Here is an 18867-nt window from a genome sequence, read left to right as displayed (position 1 = left end):
GGGCAGAGTCAGTGTTCAATAATCAAATGTTAGGTGTTATAGATGAAACCACATATAAGCATTCTCTTCAGGATTTAACAGCACAGCGGTCGCTCGGGGCGATCCCTTTTGCCGGCAGGTACCGACTGATTGATTTTATGCTTTCCAACATGGTGAATGCGGATATTAGGAGTGTTGCAATTTTTCCGAAGTATCGTTACCGTTCGCTCATGGATCACCTTGGGGCGGGTAAGGAATGGGATTTGCACCGGAAAAAGGACGGCCTCTTTTTTTTCCCGTCTCCCCATCTTCATCACGAATACGATGAATTCGGTTCCTTTCGCCAGTTTTCGGACCATCTAGATTACTTCCACAGAAGCACTCAGCAATATGCTGTAATCTCCAACAGCCATACCGTATGCAACATTCAATTTCAATATGTGCTGAAACGCCATCAGGAGGTTGGCTGCGATGTCACCGAGGTATTTCAGGACGGCCAGTCGCTGCAAATCTATATCATGTCAACAACGCTTTTAAAGGATCTGATCTACGGACATAGCGAAAAAGGCTATAAAACCATTCAGGAGGCTGTTGAAAAGGAATCTTCCGCCCTGACCATTTGCCCTTATGAATATTCAGGTTATGCCGCTGTCATTGATTCGGTGGAAAAATATTATACCCACAGTATGGAGCTCATTCAGCCTCGTTTTTGGCAGCAGGTGTTTTTGCCGCAGCAGCCGATCTATACAAAAGTGAAGGATGAGCCGCCTACGAAATACGGAAAGCACAGCACTGTCAAAAATTCTTTGGTGGCAAACGGCTGTGTGCTTGAAGGAGAGGTTGAAAACTGCATTTTGTTCAGGGCGGTTCATGTCGGAAAGGGTACGAAGCTGAAAAACTGTATTATTATGCAAAAAACGCAGATTGGCGAGGATTGTCTTCTTGAGCAGGTCATTTCGGATAAGGACGTTAAAATCGGCAAGGCGACGGAAGCTGTAGGAACAGCTGAGCAGCCGCTTGTATTAAGAAAAGGTTTGGTGCAAGGAGAGCTGATGAATTCTTGAAGATATTATTTGCTGTGTCTGAATGCACCCCATTTGTGAAATCAGGAGGTCTTGCCGATGTAGCAGGCGCTCTTCCGAAGGCGCTTGCGCGATTAGGCAATGAAGTATATGTGATGCTGCCGAAGTACAGCCAAATACCTGAACCGTGGAAAAAGCGTATGAAAAAAAAGGCTGAGTGTACGGTAGCTGTCGGCTGGCGTCAGCAATATTGCGGAATTGAACATATGGCCGAAGACGATGTGAATTATTACTTCATCGACAATAAGTACTATTTCAACAGGGATTCGTTGTACGGGCATTATGATGACGGTGAGCGGTTTGCCTTTTTTTCAAGAGCTGTACTGGAGGCTGCCAAAGTTGTGAATGTTCAAGCCGATATTGTTCATACTCACGATTGGCATACAGCGATGGTCAATTATTTGCTGAAAGAGGAGTACAGAAAACATCCTTTTTATGAACGGATGAAAAGCGTGCTCACGATCCACAACCTGCAGTTTCAAGGTATTTTCCCTCCTGATGTCACACATGACTTGCTGGGTCTTGAGATGGATCATTTTCATTATGAAAGGTTAGAATGCAACGGATTTGTTAATTTTATGAAGGCGGGCATCATTGCGGCTGATCATGTGACAACTGTGAGCCCCACTTACAGAAATGAAATATTGACTCCGTATTATGGTGAGCAGTTGGAACAGGTTTTGCAATATAGGGAAAATGATGTAACCGGCATATTAAATGGCATTGATGATACGTTCTATCAGCCGAAAAGCGACCCTTATATAGAGGCGCAATACGATTCAGGGGATCTTGCATGCAAGTTGGAAAACAAAACGAAGCTTCAGCGGCGAATGGGGCTTCCAGAGAAAAACGATATTCCGCTGATCAGTATGGTGACAAGGCTCACTAAACAAAAGGGGCTTGATCTTGTCCGCAGAATTATGCACGAACTTCTTGAGGAGCAAGACATACAGCTGGTTGTGCTAGGCACAGGAGAACGTGAATTTGAAGATTATTTCCGGTATGCAGAATTTGCTTTTCATGAGAAGTGCCGAGCTTATATCGGGTTTGATGAGCCGCTAGCTCATCAAATTTATGCGGGCTCTGATATGTTTTTGATGCCGTCGAAATTTGAGCCGTGCGGTTTGGGGCAGCTCATTGCTCTTCAATATGGCGCCATTCCGATTGTCAGGGAAACGGGCGGTCTTTACGACACTGTCCGTTCCTATCAGGAGGAAGAGGGAACGGGCAATGGTTTTACGTTTTCCGCCTTTAATGCGCATGATTTGAAATTTACGATTGAACGAGCGCTGGCGTTTTATCGCCAACAGGATGTATGGAAGAGCATCGTGAAGACCGCAATGAATGCAGATTACAGCTGGGGGAAGTCGGCTAAAGAGTATCAGCGTATTTTCGAGCAGGTGACAAGGAGTGGACGGGATGTTCTCGAGTAAAGAACGCTTTGCAGACTTATTTTTAAAGCGTCTGGAAATGACGTGCGGAAAAAGCTTTAAAGATTCTGCCAAGCTGGATCAATATAAAACGTTGGGCAATATGGTCAGAGAGTATATCAGCGCTGATTGGATCGAAACGAATGAAAAAAGCAGATCAAATTCCGGGAAGCAGACATATTATTTATCAATCGAATTTCTGCTCGGTCAGCTCCTTGAGCAAAACTTAATGAATCTTGGTGTTCGTGATGTTGTAGAAGCTGGTTTAAAGGAAATCGGCATCAATTTAGAGGAAATCCTTCAGATAGAGAACGATGCAGGTCTCGGCAACGGCGGGCTTGGCCGCTTGGCCGCTTGCTTTTTAGATTCTCTTGCTTCGTTGAACCTGCCGGGGCACGGGATGGGCATACGTTATAAGCATGGCTTGTTTGAGCAAAAAATTGTAGACGGACATCAGGTGGAGCTGCCTGAGCAATGGTTGAAAAACGGGAACGTATGGGAAGTAAGGAATGCAGATCAAGCAGTGGACGTGCCGTTTTGGGGCGAAGTCCATATGACAGAAAAAAGCGGGCGCCTGCATTTTCGCCACGAACAAGCGACAATTGTTACCGCTGTTCCTTATGATATCCCGATCATCGGCTATGAAACGGGCACTGTCAACACGTTAAGGCTTTGGAACGCCGAGCCCTATGCGCATTATCACGGCGGTAATATTTTGTCTTATAAGCGAGAAACAGAAGCGGTTTCTGAATTCTTATATCCCGATGACACCCATGATGAGGGGAAAATTTTACGGCTGAAGCAGCAGTATTTTTTAGTATGCGCAAGCTTAAAAAGCATTGTGAACAATTACCGTAAAACACATAAATCTTTATCCGGCCTGCATAAAAAAGTGAGCATTCATATTAATGACACTCACCCTGCGCTTGCGGTGCCTGAGCTGATGCGGATTTTGCTCGATGAAGAGAACATGGGCTGGGAAGAAGCTTGGCATATCACTGTACATACGATTTCTTATACAAATCATACAACATTGTCAGAAGCGCTCGAGAAATGGCCGATTCATTTGTTTAAGCCGCTGCTCCCGCGAATGTACATGATTATTGAAGAGATCAATGAGAGGTTTTGCCGTGCAGTTTGGGAAAAGTATCCTGGAGACTGGAAAAGGATAGAGGACATGGCGATTACAGCGCATGGTGTTGTCAAAATGGCTCATCTGGCCATAGTAGGCAGCTACAGTGTAAATGGCGTTGCAAAAATACATTCCGATATATTAAAGGAAAGGGAGATGCGCGACTTTCACCTGCTGTTCCCGAATCGTTTTAACAATAAGACGAATGGAATTGCCCACAGGCGCTGGCTGTTAAAAGCGAATCCAGGCTTGTCTGCCATCATTACAGAGGCGATCGGTGATGAATGGGTCAAGCAGCCGGAATCGCTGATCCGTTTAGAACCGTACGCCTCTGATCCTGCATTTATTGAACAGTTTCAAAACAACAAAAGCAAGAAAAAACAAGAGCTTGCCGATTTGATTTTTTGCACGGCCGGGGTGGTTGTGAACCCTGAGAGCATATTCGACGTACAGGTGAAACGGCTTCATGCATATAAACGGCAGCTGTTGAATGTTCTTCACATTATGTATTTGTATAACCGCCTCAAGGAGGATTCGGGGTTTTCAATCTACCCGCAAACCTTTATTTTCGGGGCAAAGGCTTCACCAAGCTATTATTATGCCAAGAAAATCATTAAGCTGATCCATTCTGTCGCAGAAAAAGTCAATTACGATCCAGCGGTCAAACAGCTGATCAAAGTTGTTTTTTTAGAAAATTATAGAGTTTCTATGGCTGAGCGAATTTTTCCGGCATCAGACGTAAGTGAGCAAATTTCAACTGCAAGCAAGGAAGCGTCTGGTACAGGGAATATGAAGTTTATGATGAACGGGGCTTTGACGATCGGCACGCATGACGGCGCAAATATCGAGATCTTTGAGCGGGTGGGCCCTGACTGTATTTACACGTTCGGCTTAAAGGCGGATGAGGTTCTATCGTATCAGGAAAATGGTGGCTATAGATCGAGGGAATATTATCAGCATGACAGAAGAATCAGGCAGGTAGCGGATCAGCTGATCAATGGTTTTTTTGAAGGAGAAGCAGATGAATTTGAATCGATCTTTGACTCGCTGCTTCCGCATAATGATGAGTATTTTGTGCTGAAGGATTTCAGCTCATATGCAGATGCGCAGGAGCGAATTCAAGCTGATTATCGAGAGCGAAGGAAATGGTCTGAGCGTTCGATTGTAAACATTGCTCATTCAGGATATTTCTCCAGCGACCGCACGATCCGGGAATATGCGAAGGACATTTGGGGCATCAAGCCGATGATGTGAAAAAGCCGCTGTATAAGCGGCTTTTTTTGTTCACAGATCCATTGAATTGATTGTAAAGGATAAGAACGTCGCAAATGCACTCCATAAAAAATAAGGCAAAAGAAGATAGCTTGCGGCTCTGCTGTATTTTTTGGCAATGATCAGTAATACGATTGCTGTGATGGCGACAAGCAGGCAGTCAAGCGATGCAGCCAGCAGATTTTTTTGCGTAAACTGGAAATAGCTGAAGGCTTGATTGAGCACGTAATTTATCAAAAGTGTAAACCAAAAGCTTTTCGCACCTTTAAATGAAAACGCAGCATATACAATGGCTGCTGAAAGGGAGATCAGGGCAAACAGGATGGCCCAAATGATGCCGATCGCAGTTCCGCTTGGCGTCCAGTCCGGTTTTTTCAATGAATTGTACCATTCTTGGTCCACAGGAAACAGGTAGCCTGCGGCTGAAAACAGCGCATATGTAATCACAAAAACGGCTAAAGCGCCGACAATCTTTTTCATATTTGCAACCTCCGCATGTATTTAATTACCCTTTATCTTATAAAGATCAAACCCCCGATATGCGGGGGAAATGATGGTCTTAAATAAGCTGCCGCAATGCGTTTGCTTTAATGCGTTCATATTCAAAAGCTGATTCTAATTCTTCCTTCGGTAAAGCAGACTTGCGGACGTATTTTTCGCGAATGACATCGTAAAGCTCGTAAGGAAACAGCATATCAATAAACATGACTTGTTTTTGTTCTTCAGTTAATGGGGCTCTGGATTCGTATGCGTTCAGCATGACATGAAATGTTTCTTCATCCCAAACGCCCGTCGTATCCAAAAGCGGAATAATCATTTTGCGCAAATCGCGAATAGGCAGATCAAATGAAACGGTATCTAAGTCAATGACCCAAATCTGTTCATTTTCCCCTAAGAGTGTATTTCCGGTTCCGTAATCCTGGTGGCAAAGGTTAGGGCTTTTTTTCAGCTGTTCAGTCCATGGAACATAGGTCGACTGCAAAAGCTGGTCTTTGATGCGCAGCCCGTCTTCAATAAAGCCATCTATCTCCTGAAGATAAAACTGTGAGAAAGGATCTTCTTTTTCCGCCTCCGCCATCAGCTTCCACGTTTCCATCTGTTTGCATCGTTTCGTGTAGTGATTCGGCCAGCGACCTAATTTGGTAAATACGGGAACGCCATTTGGCGGCTGATATCCGACGGAAGCTGTATGAAAATCAGCAAGGCCTTTCATGATAAACTCCAAGTCCTGCTTTACAGTCAGCTCAAACGGCCTTCCTTCGATCCAGTCATATACGACAAATAGAAATGAGCCGTGCTTGGAATATAGGCTGCCTTTTTTGTTTGGGAGTATGCCAGGAACATTCATGCCTTTTTTTGCTAAATAGTCCTGCGCGAAAATGGAAAACAACGCTTTCTTTTCTGGCCTGTGTATTCGTTTTAGACAAACCGCGCCGGAGTCTGTGTGGACCTTCCAGACAAGCGCCATCTGGTTTCCCTGAATGACGTCTATTTTTTCAGCCTGCACATCCCATCCTTGAAGCACATTTTCAGCCAGCTCCGTTAATTTTTTTGCATCTTCTGCTGATAAAGGAAGCTCTGATGAATTCCCCTCCTCAATGACTTCATGGTTTTCTGCCATTAAAGGACACATCCTTACCTGTTTTACTCCTACCTTATGAATCAAAAGGAAAAAATGATTGAGATATTTGACTATATTTAATAGATGAATCTGGTTGTTTACCCGTTTTGTTTTTAGGGCAGTCCCATTCCGCACAAGTTGGTTGTTCAGCCGTATCATGATTCTAACTAGTTAAAAATCATGCAGGAATGGAGGCTATGTATGAAAATAGCACTGATCGCCACAGAGAAGCTTCCTGTCCCATCGGTTCGAGGAGGCGCCATTCAAATCTACCTCGAAGCGGTTGCCCCTTTAATTGCCAAAAAACATGAGGTGACTGTGTTTTCTATTAAAGATCCGAATCTCGCTGATAGAGAGAAGGTAGACGGTGTCCATTATGTGCATTTGGATGAAGACCGTTATGAAGAAGCCGTTGGAGCAGAGCTGAAAAAGAGCCGTTTTGATCTTGTGCATGTTTGTAATCGCCCAAGCTGGGTTCCGAAATTGAAGAAACAGGCGCCGGATGCTGTTTTTATTTTAAGCGTTCACAATGAAATGTTCGCTTACGATAAAATCAGCCAGGCGGAAGGCGAGATTTGCATCGACTCCGTAGCGCAGATTGTTACGGTCAGCGATTATATCGGACAGACGATCACAAGCCGTTTTCCGTCAGCACGATCAAAAACAAAAACGGTGTATTCTGGTGTGGATTTAAAAACGTACCACCCTCGCTGGACGAATGAAGGGCAGCGGGCTCGCGAAGAGATGCGTAGCGAGCTGGGGCTTCACGGCAAAAAAATCGTCTTGTTTGTCGGCCGGCTTAGCAAAGTCAAAGGCCCGCACATATTATTGCAAGCTTTGCCGGACATCATTGAGGAGCACCCCGATGTCATGATGGTGTTTATCGGGTCAAAATGGTTCGGAGATAATGAATTAAATAACTATGTCAAACATCTTCATACCCTTGGTGCGATGCAAAAGGATCATGTCACATTTATTCAATTTGTGAAGCCAAAGGACATTCCGCGCCTTTATACCATGTCAGATGTATTTGTATGCTCTTCGCAATGGCAGGAGCCTTTAGCAAGGGTGCATTATGAAGCGATGGCTGCGGGACTTCCTATTATTACAAGCAATCGGGGAGGCAATCCAGAGGTCATAGAGGAAGGGAAAAACGGCTACATCATTCATGACTTTGAAAATCCTAAACAATATGCCGAACGTATCAATGATTTGCTGAGCAGCTCGGAAAAGCGGGAACGGCTTGGGAAATACAGCCGCCGTGAGGCAGAAAGCAATTTTGGCTGGCAGAGGGTGGCTGAAAATCTGCTCAGCGTCTATGAAAAGAACAGATAGAAGGGGTGAACAGAGTGTACCAAAAAGAGCATGAAGAACAGATTGTGTCCGAAATTCTCAGTTATTATCCGTTTCATATCGACCATGTGGCGCTGAAATCGAACAAAAGCGGGCGCAAAATCTGGGAAGTCGAAACTGATCATGGCCCAAAGCTGCTAAAAGAAGCGCAAATGAAACCGGAGCGGATGCTTTTTATCACTCAGGCACACGCCCATTTACAAGAGAAAGGGCTGCCGATAGCGCCGATTCATCAAACAAAAAATGGCGGTAGCTGCTTGGGCACGGATCAGGTTTCTTACAGCTTATATGACAAAGTGACAGGAAAAGAAATGATTTACTATGATGCAGAGCAAATGAAAAAAGTCATGTCATTTACCGGCCAATTTCATCATGCCTCAAAAGGATATGTTTGCACAGATGAAAGCAAGAAGAGAAGCAGGCTGGGGAAATGGCATAAATTGTACCGATGGAAGCTGCAGGAACTTGAAGGGAATATGCAGATCGCGGCATCCTATCCTGATGACGTATTTTCGCAAACTTTCTTAAAACATGCTGATAAAATGCTGGCAAGAGGAAAAGAAGCTCTTCAGGCGCTTGATGACTCAGAATACGAAACCTGGACAAAAGAAACGCTCGAGCATGGCGGATTCTGTTTTCAGGATTTTACATTGGCACGTTTGACAGAGATCGAAGGGGAGCCTTTTTTAAAGGAGCTTCACTCGATTACCTACGATTTGCCGTCAAGAGACCTTCGTATTCTGCTGAATAAAGTGATGGTTAAGCTTTCTGTATGGGATACTGATTTCATGGTCGCACTGCTTGCGGCCTACGACGCAGTGTATCCGCTCACAGAAAAACAGTACGAGGTACTTTGGATTGATCTCGCGTTTCCGCATTTGTTCTGTGCAATCGGGCACAAATATTATTTGAAGCAAAAGAAAACGTGGTCAGATGAGAAATATAACTGGGCGCTGCAAAACATGATTTCTGTTGAAGAATCTAAAGATTCGTTTTTGGATAAACTGCCGGAACTGTATAAAAAGATAAAAGCGTATCGGGAGGCGAATTGACATGAGGTCATCGAGACAAAAAGCCTCTATTTCTAAACTGGATCTCGACCAATTCGTATTTACACCGCCTGGACCGATGGGATGGCAGGCTCATGACTCAATCTCAGCTGAGAAGGAAGAAGAGGAGAAGCATTTAGATGTGGGCAGCATTCGAGAGCTCCCTCACATCAATGCACCGAAAGAATATCAAAAAGAAACGAAGGAAAAGGAAACAGATCGCAAAATCGTCGATGATGAAGAAGAAACAAAATTCGAAACCACTCTGGAGCCTGAGGAGGAGCGTGATTCGAAACGCTCAGCGCCCCCATATGAAGAAGAGGATGAAGATGAAGAACCAGACTTAGCGGAAGAAGCTAAAGTGGAAATCATCATTCTTCCAAGTGAATCTAAACCAGCTCCATGGTTTTCTCAAACTGTAAAGCGCAAGGCATAAAGTCACATTTATGCCTTTTTTTAAGTTCTCTGTAGCGAAAAAACAGCCCGTTTTGCAACACGAGCTGTAGGTTTTATGTTTTTGCTTTCACAAAAAGCTGATTGATAGATGATAAATCAAAATTTTGCGTCAGAAAAGGCGGCGGAAATTGTTTGTTTTTCGGGGTCAGAACGGATTGGTAAACAGTATTGAGCCTTTTGGCAGCATGGGTAAAGGTAAATAAAGCTTCTACATGCTTTCGGGCGTTTTTTGTCATTTTGTTCATTAATTCTTGATCTGTAAAGGCTCTGTCAATTGCTTTTGCAAATGAAGAAGGTTTGTTGTAGCTATCGATGACAAGGCCGGTGACTTCGTGTTTTACGACTTCACCGTTTCCGCCCCGGTTTGTGGTAATTAAGGGCGTGCCGGCCGCCATTGCTTCATAATTCACACGGGCGAGGGGTTCGTTCCACTGAGAGCTGCACACAAATACATCTGCCATCAGAAAAAGGTTTGGGATATCGTCTGCGGGAATGAATTTTGTAAAGATTATGTGGTCTCTGTATGGCAGCGCCAGCGTGCGCAGATAGGTGACATATTGGTTTTCGCTGTCATCGCTGAACCACTTCCCGCCTGCTATGACCAGTACAGCATCAGGGTGCTGCTGCAAAATCCGTCTCATGCTGTGAATGAGAAGGTGAGGCCCTTTTGTCGGGCTTAAGCGGCCGGCGAATAAAATAACTTTTTTATCTTCAATACCGTATTTTTTCCGGTATGTTTTTCTGACAGCCGAGCCTTTCATCGTCCAGACGGGCGGATAAGAGTTTAAATCAACGCCGGAATACACAACTTTTGTGATGTCCTCGGCTTCAGGGAAACGTTCAATGACGGTTTGTTTAATAAATTCGCTCACTGTTGTGATCATGGAGACATTGTCGAGTACTTCTTTTCCTTGCGCGAAGGTCATCTTTTTTTCAGAAAACATTTCGTTATGCAGGCTCAGAACGATCTTGCTGTTTGGTGAGGCTTTTTTATATAAAGAGACATTTAAAGGCCTGTTGAACACATGAATGAGGTCAAAGGAAGAGGCTCGCAGCTCTTCGGCTACCGCCTCGCGGTAATGTTCTTTTGGCAGATGGATATAATGTACGCCGTCTTTTGTTTCTCTTTTTGGGAGCGATGGATCTTCTATTGAAAAAATGGTCAGGTTGTACCTGCTACTGAAATAGGGCGTGACACCGTCAATCATCATTTGAATAGCGCCGCCGCGTACTGCGGGCGCCGGCAGCTTTTCTGTACAGATAAAGGCAAGCTTCATTTTTATTCCCCCTGATACAGCGACGATAAATAGGCGATTTCGTTGGTCAAGCCATCCTTTAAGGATGTGGCGGGATCATAATGCAAGAGCTGTTTTGCTTTTGAAATATCCGCCCACGTGTTGCTCGGTTCCCCTGCTATTTTGTCCGAAAAGTGCAGTGTTGCTTTTCTACCGGAAATATCCTCAATGAGGGAGACAACCTTTAAGACTGAGGCACGCTCTGCGCCGCCGATATTTACTGTTTCACCAATAAGGTGGGGTTTCCCAAGAACAGCGGTGATGCCTTTGACACAGTCGCCGATATAAGTGAAATCTCTTGACTGCTGCCCATCACCGAAAATGGTAAGCGGCTTTTGCTGAAGGTGCTGCTTAATGAGCCGGTGAAAAGCCATATCCGGCCGCTGTCTTGGCCCGTATACGGTAAAAAAACGGAGAATCACAATTGGAATGCCAAAGCTCTGTTGATACACATGGCAAAGCTTTTCTCCCGTAAGCTTTGTTACCCCGTACGGAGATAAAGGAGAAAGCGACGTGTTTTCGCTGACTTTTCCTTGTTTTTCGCCATAGACGGAAGAGGTGGATGCAAAGACGAACGTTTGAATAGAATGTTCCCGGCACGCCTCGAGGAGCCTTTGGAGCGCCTGGATATTATGTGCGGCATATGGGTGAAAATGATTGCCCCAGCTTGAGCGGACACCCGGTATGGCCGCCAAATGAAAGATGACGTCCACTCCTTCCAGTAAGGGAGCAAGATCCGCTGTCAGCAGATTTTCCTTTATGAACGTAAATCGCTTTTCTTGCAGCAGGTTTTTAAGGTTTTTTAATTTCAAGGAAAATGGAGTAGGACCGATAAAGTCATCGATTCCGATAACGTTATGTTTCTTATCTTTTAGTAATTCTTCGCAGAGGTGGGAGCCGATAAAGCCCGCTGCTCCTGTGACGAGTATTTTCATGGACGGCCAACTCCCGTACAGATCAGGCCGCAAGCCTCGATCAGTTCTTTTTTTAGTACGTTGCGTCCGTCAATCACAAGACGCCCTTTCATGATATCTGCAGCCTTTTTCCAATCAAACGCTAAAAACTCAGACCATTCTGTCGCCAAAAATAAAAAGTCACTCTCTTCGATCGCATCAAAAGCTTGAGAATGCTGAGTTACATGTTGCCGCAAATGTTCTGGAAGTACAGCTTCAGGATCATATGCATGAACATCACATCCCAGCTCCGCCAGCCTTTCCATCAGTCTGACAGCCTGAGAATTCCGGATGTCATCAGTATTCGGTTTGAAGGAAATGCCGAGTACAGCCGCTTTCTTGCCTTGAAGTGTTTCGAAGAATGACTGTATTTTTTTGATATACAGGCCAAGCTGGGTGTCATTAATGTGCTGCACGGCCCGGAGCAGGAAGGTCTCCGTGTTTTTTTCCTGGGCAGCAAATTGCAGCGCCTGCAGATCCTTTGGAAAACAAGAGCCTCCGTATCCGATGCCTGCCTGCAAAAAGTGCTTCCCGATCCTTGGGTCTAGACCGATAGCGCGGGAAATATCTGAGATATCTGATTGATAGGCTTCACATATGCGGGCCATTTCGTTAATAAACGAAATTTTGGCCGCTAAAAAGAAATTGTTGGCATATTTGATCAGCTCTGCTCCCGCTAAGCTTGTAACGATAAAAGGGGTATCAATGTGTTTGTAAATGGATTTGACGATGGCTGCCGATACGTGATCTTCTTCCTGAACACCGATGACTGTTTTGTCAGGATGCAGCATGTCATATAAGGCATTGCCTTCCCGCAGAAACTCCGGATTGGATACGATATTAAAGAGGTTTTTAGACACTCCGGAGGCAATCAGCTGTTTTGCTATGTTTTCATTTGTCCCGGGCGGAACAGTGCTTTTCGTAATAATGGTTTTATACGATCGGATCGCCTCGCTTAAATCACCGATGACGGACTGCAGGGCTTTCGTATCAGCTGATCCGTCCGAACGCGGCGGAGTTCCGACTGCGATAAAAATAACGGGACATTCCTCCATGCTCGATTTCACTTCAGAAGAAAACGAGAGATTGCCGCAACGAAGTATTGCATCTGAAAGCCCAGGCTCGTAAAAGGGAATGACTCCTTTTTTCAGCTGCCCGATTTTTTTGACGTCTTTGTCTGTGCATATCATGTCATGTCCGATGGATGCCAGTGCCGCTGATAGGGTTAAACCGACATACCCGGCGCCAACCACACAAATTTTCATCACCTGAGCTCCTTTACAAGATTACTGGTCATATATCAATATCCTATTAAAAAAGGGCTGGTTCGTGATTCCGCTTTCTGCCCAGTTGCTTCCGCCTAATTTCAGATGTACAAACATCGGGATGCGCTCTTGGAATATCATGTAATAAACATGAGCTGAGGGGAAAATACCATGATAAAAAAAGCGATTATTCCTGCAGGCGGATTCGGCACGAGAAATCTGCCGGTGACGAAGGTGATTCCGAAAGAAATGTTTCCGGTAGGATCTAAGCCTGTGATTCATTATCTTGTTGAAGAATTAAAGGAGTCAGGCATTGAGGACATTTTGATGGTTGTATCGAGCCATAAAAATCTGATTGTCGACTATTTTGATTCCTCTTTGGCACTTGAGGCTTTTTTGGCCTCTAAGAATAAACTGCATTTACTTAGAGAGCATCCCATTCCGGATATACGGATTCACTATGTGCGGCAGCCTTATGCAAAGGGTCTTGGCGACGCCATTTCTTTCGGAAAGCAATTTGCAGGCGGAGAGCCTTTTGCCGTCGTTTTGCCAGATGATCTGATTTTTTCCGCCAATCAGCCGGCTTTGGGGCAGCTGATTGAAGCGTATACGAAATATCAGTCCAGTGTGATCGGCTTAAAAGAAACAAAAACGGAGGATTTACATCATTACGGGGTGATAAAAGGGGAGCCTGTTGAAAAAGGGCTTTATCGCATACAGGATATTGTGGAAAAGCCTAAACAAAACCCTCCGTCTCATTTTGCCGCAGCAGGGCGTTATATTTTCACACCGGATATTTTTAATGAGCTGGAGGCATTAGAAGCTGATAGCGGAGGAGAAGTGCAGGTAACGGATGCGATAAAAGCTTCGCTTGGGGCATGTACCGTATACGGGAAATTGCTAGAGGGCGAGCGGTATGACATCGGCCTGCAAAAGGATTATCTGAAGCTGATTTACGATATGCTGAAAACTGAAAAGAACCCCCAATAATCGGGGGTTCAATCAGCGTGGAGATCGCCGAATGTGGTCATGATTCCCTCTTCGTCAAGTTCTTCTTCATAGCGCTCATGGGCTCTGCTTTGATAAACGGTAATTTCTTTTCCAGTGATATCTGTAGCGATGAAATTTTCGTAAGACTCCGTATTGCCGATATTCTCTTCGGCATTCATCGTCATATCATCATAGCTGAGCGGAGGGTTTTCCATATCCTGCGGCGTTTGTGAGTTACCATATTTTTCGACATCCTGATAGGAATCCTCACTGTCATATGGCGCTCTGATTTCTTCATCATCATCAAATTCAAATTGCCCGAATGGTGTTTCTTCTTCAATCGGACGGTCTTTGGAAACCACGTCCTGTGACGAATACTCCGCGAGGGTTGTGGCAGTCGGAAGCGCTTCAAGTCGTTCGTAAGGGATTTCCTTTCCGCTGACTTCACAAATGCCATACGTACCGTTTTCTATCGCCTTCAATGAATGCTCAATGTCCCGAAGGTGCTCTCGCTCATGCAAGTCTAGAGCGATGTCTTTCTCACGCTCGTAAAGTTCTGTCGCCTGATCGCCGGGATGGTTGTCGTATGCCGAAAGCTCACCCCACGAATCATAAGGAAATGCTGAGTTAAGCTGAAAATGATCATTGTCTTTGAAACGGTTTAAGATATCTTTTTTCGTTTGTTCCAGTTCATTTTTTAAATGCTGAAGCTGTTCTTTCGTAAGCAATGTGATCGCCTCGTTTCTCTGTGATGCATACCTTTAGTATGAACAGATCGCCTGAGAACTTTCATAAATGGCGGGTGGAGGAATATAGGAGGTTTTCCTTTTATGGTAAGCGGATACAACCTTTGCTATCAGTGGAGAAAGAAATTTAAGCTTTGTTTCTTTTTCATTTCTGAAATTAGGTTTATAATAGGTAAGGCAGGCCATTTGGACTGCATGATCTGTGTTTGACACAAAGGAGACACAGGTGTATGGTATTAAAAGCATTTTAAGGATTATGGAGGAATGTCTCATGGTGACAACGGTGCAGCGTACGTTCCGAAAGGAAGTTCTACATGCATTACATAAAGCCAAAGAAGTCAACCATGCTGTCTTAATAAGCTATTCGAGACAAATCGAGTCTCTTGACCCTCTATCATTTTTCAATTACGGAGCAAAAAAATATACAGGCAATCGATTTTTTTGGTCAGATCCTGAAAGTGAATTGACAATAGTCGGTCTTGGCAAAGAAGCGGTTTTCCAGACAAATCAAAAAAACAGCGAGCGGTATCGTGAGGTTTTTGAACAATGGGAGCGCTTTAAAAAGACGGCTTTTCATATTTATGAAGAAGAAAAGCTGCAGCATTCTGCAGTGGGACCTGTGTTATTCGGAGGATTTTCTTTTGACCCTTGCGAAGAAAGAGGTTCACAATGGGACCATTTCTCGGAAGGGGATTTCTTTGTGCCTGCGCTTATGCTGACGATGACTGCTGAAGGCCCGTTCTTAACAGTTAACAAATGGGTAAGCGGAGGAGAAGATGCAGAAGCTGTTTTAGAAGGCTTAAAAGTTTTTGCAGCGGAATTTATGGTTCCCGATTTCAAGCAAGAAGATCAGGCTGTGATTGCAGTAGCCGAAGAGCTGGATAAGGATGATTGGCTGAAAGCAATCGAAACGGCCACAAGCCAAATTAAAGAGAAACAATATGATAAGGTTGTTCTTGCCCGAGAGCTGTTGCTCACGTTTGACGGTCCAATCCAAATTGAACCGGTGCTTAAAACGCTTTTGGACGATCAGCAGACAAGCTATGTTTTTGCAATTGAACAAGAATGCAAAACCTTTGTCGGCGCGTCTCCGGAAAGACTGATCAAAAGAGACGGCGGCACTGTTATGTCTTCCTGTCTGGCAGGCTCCATTAAACGAGGCGTGAATGAAGAAGACGACCGCCGGATAGGCCTTGAATTATTAAACGATGAGAAAAACCTGCTTGAGCATGATATTGTGGTAGGTATGATTCATAATGCTTTTGTATCAAGCTGTTCAGAGGTTGAAAAGCCTGATGGACCTGTTTTGTACAAAACAAAAAGCGTTCAGCACCTGTTTACGCCGATTGTCGGACAGCTGCGCGAGTCTGCTTCAATTTTTGACTTAATTGAGAAGCTGCATCCCACTCCGGCGCTCGGGGGAGCACCTCAGGAAAAAGCTGTTGACGTGATCAGGGAGATTGAACCGATGTCTCGCGGCTGGTATGCTGCCCCTATCGGCTGGATTGACAGCCAGGATAACGGGGAATTCGCGGTAGCCATTCGTTCAGGGCTGATCGAAGGAAGCACTGCAAGGCTGTTTGCCGGGTGCGGTATTGTGGAAGACTCGGAACCAATCTCGGAATATGAAGAAACACAGATTAAATTGAAGCCGATGATCTCTGCATTAGGAGGTGAGAGGCGTTGACAGTCAACCCGATTACTCATTACATCGGAAGTTTTATTGATGAATTCGCCCTTTCCGGAATTACGGACGCCGTCGTTTGTCCGGGCTCAAGATCTACACCGCTGGCTGTTCTTTGTGCTGCGCATCCCGATATCAGCGTCCATGTCCAAATTGATGAAAGATCTGCCGGGTTTTTTGCCTTAGGTTTGGCAAAAGCGAAGCAGCGTCCCGTACTATTGATCTGTACATCTGGAACAGCCGCGGCCAACTTTTATCCGGCTGTGGTTGAAGCCCATTATTCAAGGGTGCCTATTATTGTGTTAACTGCTGATCGGCCTCATGAGCTGCGCGAAGTAGGCGCACCGCAGGCTATTAATCAGCACTTCTTATTCGGTAACTTTGTTAAGTTTTTCACAGACTCTGCTCTTCCTGAAGAGTCTCCGCAAATGCTGAGATACATCCGAACGCTGGCAAGCCGCGCTGCCGGAGAAGCACAAAAGCGCCCGATGGGGCCTGTCCATGTGAATGTGCCGCTGCGCGAACCGCTGATGCCGGATCTTTCAGATGAGCCGTTTGGAAGAATGAGAACAGGCCGTCATGTGTCTGTGAAAACGGGTACGCAGTCTGTTGACCGAGAGTCCCTGTCTGATGTGGCTGAGATGCTCGCAGAGGCTGAAAAAGGAATGATCGTCTGCGGGGAGCTCCATAGTGATGCGGATAAGGAAAACATTATTGCGCTGTCAAAAGCGCTTCAGTATCCAATTTTAGCGGATCCGCTGTCTAATCTGCGGAATGGTGTTCATGATAAAAGCACTGTTATTGATGCGTATGATTCGTTTTTAAAAGATGATGAGCTGAAGCGGAAACTTCGTCCTGATGTTGTCATTCGGTTTGGACCGATGCCTGTTTCAAAACCGGTTTTCTTATGGCTTAAGGATGATCCGGCGATTCAGCAAATAGTGATTGACGAGGATGGAGGGTGGAGAGACCCGACACAGGCAAGCGCGCATATGATTCATTGTAATGCGTCTGTTTTTGCTGAGGAGATCATGGGAGGCCTTACTGCTGCTGCCAGATCCTCAGAGTGGCTGGAAAAGTGGCAGTTTGTCAATGGGCGGTTCCGCGAGCATCTGCAAACAATCAGCAGTGAAGATGTTTCGTTTGAAGGCAATCTCTATCGAATCCTTCAGCATCTTGTGCCTGAAAACAGCTCGCTGTTTGTGGGAAACAGCATGCCGATCAGGGATGTTGATACGTTTTTCGAAAAGCAGGACCGCCCTTTCCGGATTTATTCAAACCGGGGAGCAAACGGGATAGACGGTGTCGTCTCCTCTGCCATGGGGGTATGTGAAGGAACAAAAGCGCCTGTTACCCTTGTGATTGGAGATTTATCTTTTTATCACGATTTAAACGGCTTGCTGGCGGCCAAAAAGCTGGGTATTCCACTTACTGTGATTCTTGTCAATAATGACGGGGGAGGGATTTTCTCCTTTTTGCCGCAGGCTTCTGAGAAGACACACTTTGAAGATTTGTTCGGCACACCGACAGGGCTCGATTTCAAGCATGCCGCTGCACTTTACGGCGGAACGTATTCATGCCCGGCTTCTTGGGATGAATTCAAAACAGCTTACGCGCCGCAGGCAGACAAGCCCGGACTCCATTTGATTGAAATCAAAACGGATCGCCAATCAAGAGTCCAGCTTCATCGCGATATGCTGAATGAGGCTGTGCGGGAAGTGAAAAAACAATGGGAACTGTAAACATAACGGTATCAGATGGTGTCCGATATGCAGTGGCAGACGAGGGACCGAATGCTTCCGAAGCCGTCGTCTGTCTGCACGGGTTTACCGGCAGCAAACAATCATGGACTTTTCTTGATGAAATGCTGCCTGATTCCCGTTTGATCAAAATTGATTGTTTAGGGCATGGGGAAACCGATGCCCCGCTGAATGGGAAAAGATACAGCACAAGCCGGCAAGTTTCTGACCTTGCCGAGATTTTTGATCAATTAAAACTTCACAAAGTGAAATTGATTGGGTATTCTATGGGAGGAAGGCTTGCTTACTCTTTCGCGATGACATATCCCGAGCGGGTATCGGCACTTGTGCTTGAAAGCACGACGCCGGGGCTCAAAACACTTGGGGAACGGCGGGAACGAATCATGCGGGACCGGAAGCTTGCTGATTTTATTTTACGAGACGGACTCAAAGCGTTTGTTGCGTATTGGGAGAATATCCCTTTGTTTTCATCTCAGCAGAGGCTGGCTGAAGATATTCGGCACAGGATACGATCGGGCCGTCTGCGGAACAATAAGATTGGGCTTGCGAACAGTTTAACCGGCATGGGCACCGGTTCACAGCCTTCCTTGTGGAGCCGTGTAGAGGAAATAGATGTTCCTGTGCTTCTTATCTGCGGGGAGTGGGACGAAAAATTTTGCGCCATCAATCAAGAGGTGCATAAGATGCTTCCTTCTAGTAGAATAGAGATTGTTCCAAAAGCAGGACATACGGTCCATGTGGAACAGCCGCGATTGTTTGGTAAAATAGTGAGTGAGTTTTTGACAAGCATCTGACTCATT

16 protein-coding genes are annotated in these 18867 nt (G+C 45.3%); 10 read left to right on the top strand and 6 right to left on the bottom strand.

What is annotated here, in order from left to right; translation table 11 throughout:
• Window positions 1-11 precede the first annotated feature (11 nt).
• From glgD to glgP, 3 genes are read left to right on the top strand one after another with little or no spacing between them, the layout of a single operon-like run.
• On the top strand, window positions 12-1043 hold the full coding sequence (gene glgD / locus NSQ12_RS16350) for a glucose-1-phosphate adenylyltransferase subunit GlgD (RefSeq protein WP_015251371.1): 1032 nt from the start codon (window positions 12-14) through the stop codon (window positions 1041-1043).
• Window positions 1040-2494 carry a glycogen synthase GlgA gene (gene glgA / locus NSQ12_RS16345; RefSeq protein ID WP_339175158.1) on the top strand — a complete coding sequence of 485 codons (1455 nt, stop codon included), beginning with the start codon at window positions 1040-1042 and terminating at the stop codon, window positions 2492-2494. The genes glgD and glgA overlap by 4 nt, the downstream gene beginning before the upstream one ends.
• On the top strand, window positions 2481-4877 hold the full coding sequence (glgP, locus tag NSQ12_RS16340; RefSeq protein WP_273796599.1) for a glycogen phosphorylase GlgP: 2397 nt from the start codon (window positions 2481-2483) through the stop codon (window positions 4875-4877). The genes glgA and glgP overlap by 14 nt, the downstream gene beginning before the upstream one ends.
• Window positions 4878-4907: 30 nt before the next feature.
• On the opposite strand, the gene NSQ12_RS16335 is transcribed toward glgP, so the two are convergent.
• Both NSQ12_RS16335 and cotI read right to left on the bottom strand, forming a co-directional pair.
• Window positions 4908-5375, bottom strand: coding sequence for a TspO/MBR family protein (locus NSQ12_RS16335; RefSeq protein ID WP_204551355.1), 468 nt, complete (start codon window positions 5373-5375; stop codon window positions 4908-4910).
• A gap of 79 nt (window positions 5376-5454) precedes the next feature.
• Complete coding sequence (gene cotI / locus NSQ12_RS16330; RefSeq protein WP_080478419.1) at window positions 5455-6528, bottom strand: spore coat kinase CotI; 1074 nt, start codon at window positions 6526-6528, stop codon at window positions 5455-5457.
• Between the two features lie 189 nt (window positions 6529-6717).
• Here cotI and cotSA point away from each other — a divergent pair, with 189 nt between their 5' ends.
• From cotSA to NSQ12_RS16315, 3 genes are read left to right on the top strand one after another with little or no spacing between them, the layout of a single operon-like run.
• Window positions 6718-7851, top strand: coding sequence for a spore coat protein CotSA (cotSA, locus tag NSQ12_RS16325; RefSeq protein WP_003229028.1), 1134 nt, complete (start codon window positions 6718-6720; stop codon window positions 7849-7851).
• A gap of 14 nt (window positions 7852-7865) precedes the next feature.
• Window positions 7866-8921, top strand: coding sequence for a spore coat putative kinase CotS (gene cotS / locus NSQ12_RS16320; RefSeq protein WP_327839362.1), 1056 nt, complete (start codon window positions 7866-7868; stop codon window positions 8919-8921).
• Window position 8922: 1 nt separating this feature from the next.
• On the top strand, window positions 8923-9354 hold the full coding sequence (locus tag NSQ12_RS16315; RefSeq protein ID WP_004399071.1) for a hypothetical protein: 432 nt from the start codon (window positions 8923-8925) through the stop codon (window positions 9352-9354).
• A gap of 73 nt (window positions 9355-9427) precedes the next feature.
• On the opposite strand, the gene NSQ12_RS16310 is transcribed toward NSQ12_RS16315, so the two are convergent.
• The 3 genes from NSQ12_RS16310 to NSQ12_RS16300 are packed head-to-tail and all read right to left on the bottom strand — an operon-like array spanning window position 9428 to window position 12887.
• A complete protein-coding gene (locus NSQ12_RS16310) occupies window positions 9428-10651 on the bottom strand; it encodes a glycosyltransferase family 4 protein (protein WP_029318307.1) in 1224 nt (407 codons plus the stop codon).
• 2 nt (window positions 10652-10653) lie between these two features.
• A complete protein-coding gene (locus NSQ12_RS16305; RefSeq protein WP_326149999.1) occupies window positions 10654-11604 on the bottom strand; it encodes an NAD-dependent epimerase/dehydratase family protein in 951 nt (316 codons plus the stop codon).
• Window positions 11601-12887, bottom strand: a complete 1287-nt coding sequence (locus NSQ12_RS16300; protein ID WP_004398478.1) for a UDP-glucose/GDP-mannose dehydrogenase family protein — start codon at window positions 12885-12887, stop codon at window positions 11601-11603. The genes NSQ12_RS16305 and NSQ12_RS16300 overlap by 4 nt, the downstream gene beginning before the upstream one ends.
• Before the next feature lie 171 nt (window positions 12888-13058).
• On the opposite strand from NSQ12_RS16300, the gene NSQ12_RS16295 reads away from it, so the two are divergent.
• Window positions 13059-13877, top strand: a complete 819-nt coding sequence (locus NSQ12_RS16295; protein WP_003229044.1) for a UTP--glucose-1-phosphate uridylyltransferase — start codon at window positions 13059-13061, stop codon at window positions 13875-13877.
• A gap of 8 nt (window positions 13878-13885) precedes the next feature.
• Here NSQ12_RS16295 and NSQ12_RS16290 read toward each other — a convergent pair whose 3' ends face one another.
• Window positions 13886-14605, bottom strand: a complete 720-nt coding sequence (locus NSQ12_RS16290) for a yteA family sporulation protein (protein ID WP_041340313.1) — start codon at window positions 14603-14605, stop codon at window positions 13886-13888.
• Window positions 14606-14894: 289 nt separating this feature from the next.
• Between NSQ12_RS16290 and NSQ12_RS16285 the strand changes: the two genes are divergently transcribed.
• The 3 genes from NSQ12_RS16285 to menH are packed head-to-tail and all read left to right on the top strand — an operon-like array spanning window position 14895 to window position 18861.
• Window positions 14895-16310 (top strand): isochorismate synthase MenF, encoded by a 1416-nt coding sequence (locus NSQ12_RS16285; RefSeq protein WP_217024354.1) that lies wholly within the window; start codon window positions 14895-14897, stop codon window positions 16308-16310.
• Complete coding sequence (gene menD / locus NSQ12_RS16280) at window positions 16307-18049, top strand: 2-succinyl-5-enolpyruvyl-6-hydroxy-3-cyclohexene-1-carboxylic-acid synthase (RefSeq protein WP_015714576.1); 1743 nt, start codon at window positions 16307-16309, stop codon at window positions 18047-18049. Before NSQ12_RS16285 ends, menD begins: the two co-directional genes overlap by 4 nt.
• Window positions 18037-18861 carry a 2-succinyl-6-hydroxy-2,4-cyclohexadiene-1-carboxylate synthase gene (gene menH / locus NSQ12_RS16275; protein WP_015714575.1) on the top strand — a complete coding sequence of 275 codons (825 nt, stop codon included), beginning with the start codon at window positions 18037-18039 and terminating at the stop codon, window positions 18859-18861. Before menD ends, menH begins: the two co-directional genes overlap by 13 nt.
• The last annotated feature ends 6 nt before the right edge of the window (window positions 18862-18867 follow it).

This window comes from Bacillus sp. PS95, assembly GCF_037963565.1.
GTDB lineage: Bacteria > Bacillota > Bacilli > Bacillales > Bacillaceae > Bacillus > Bacillus subtilis.
This window is presented reverse-complemented; position numbering and strand designations above follow the sequence as displayed.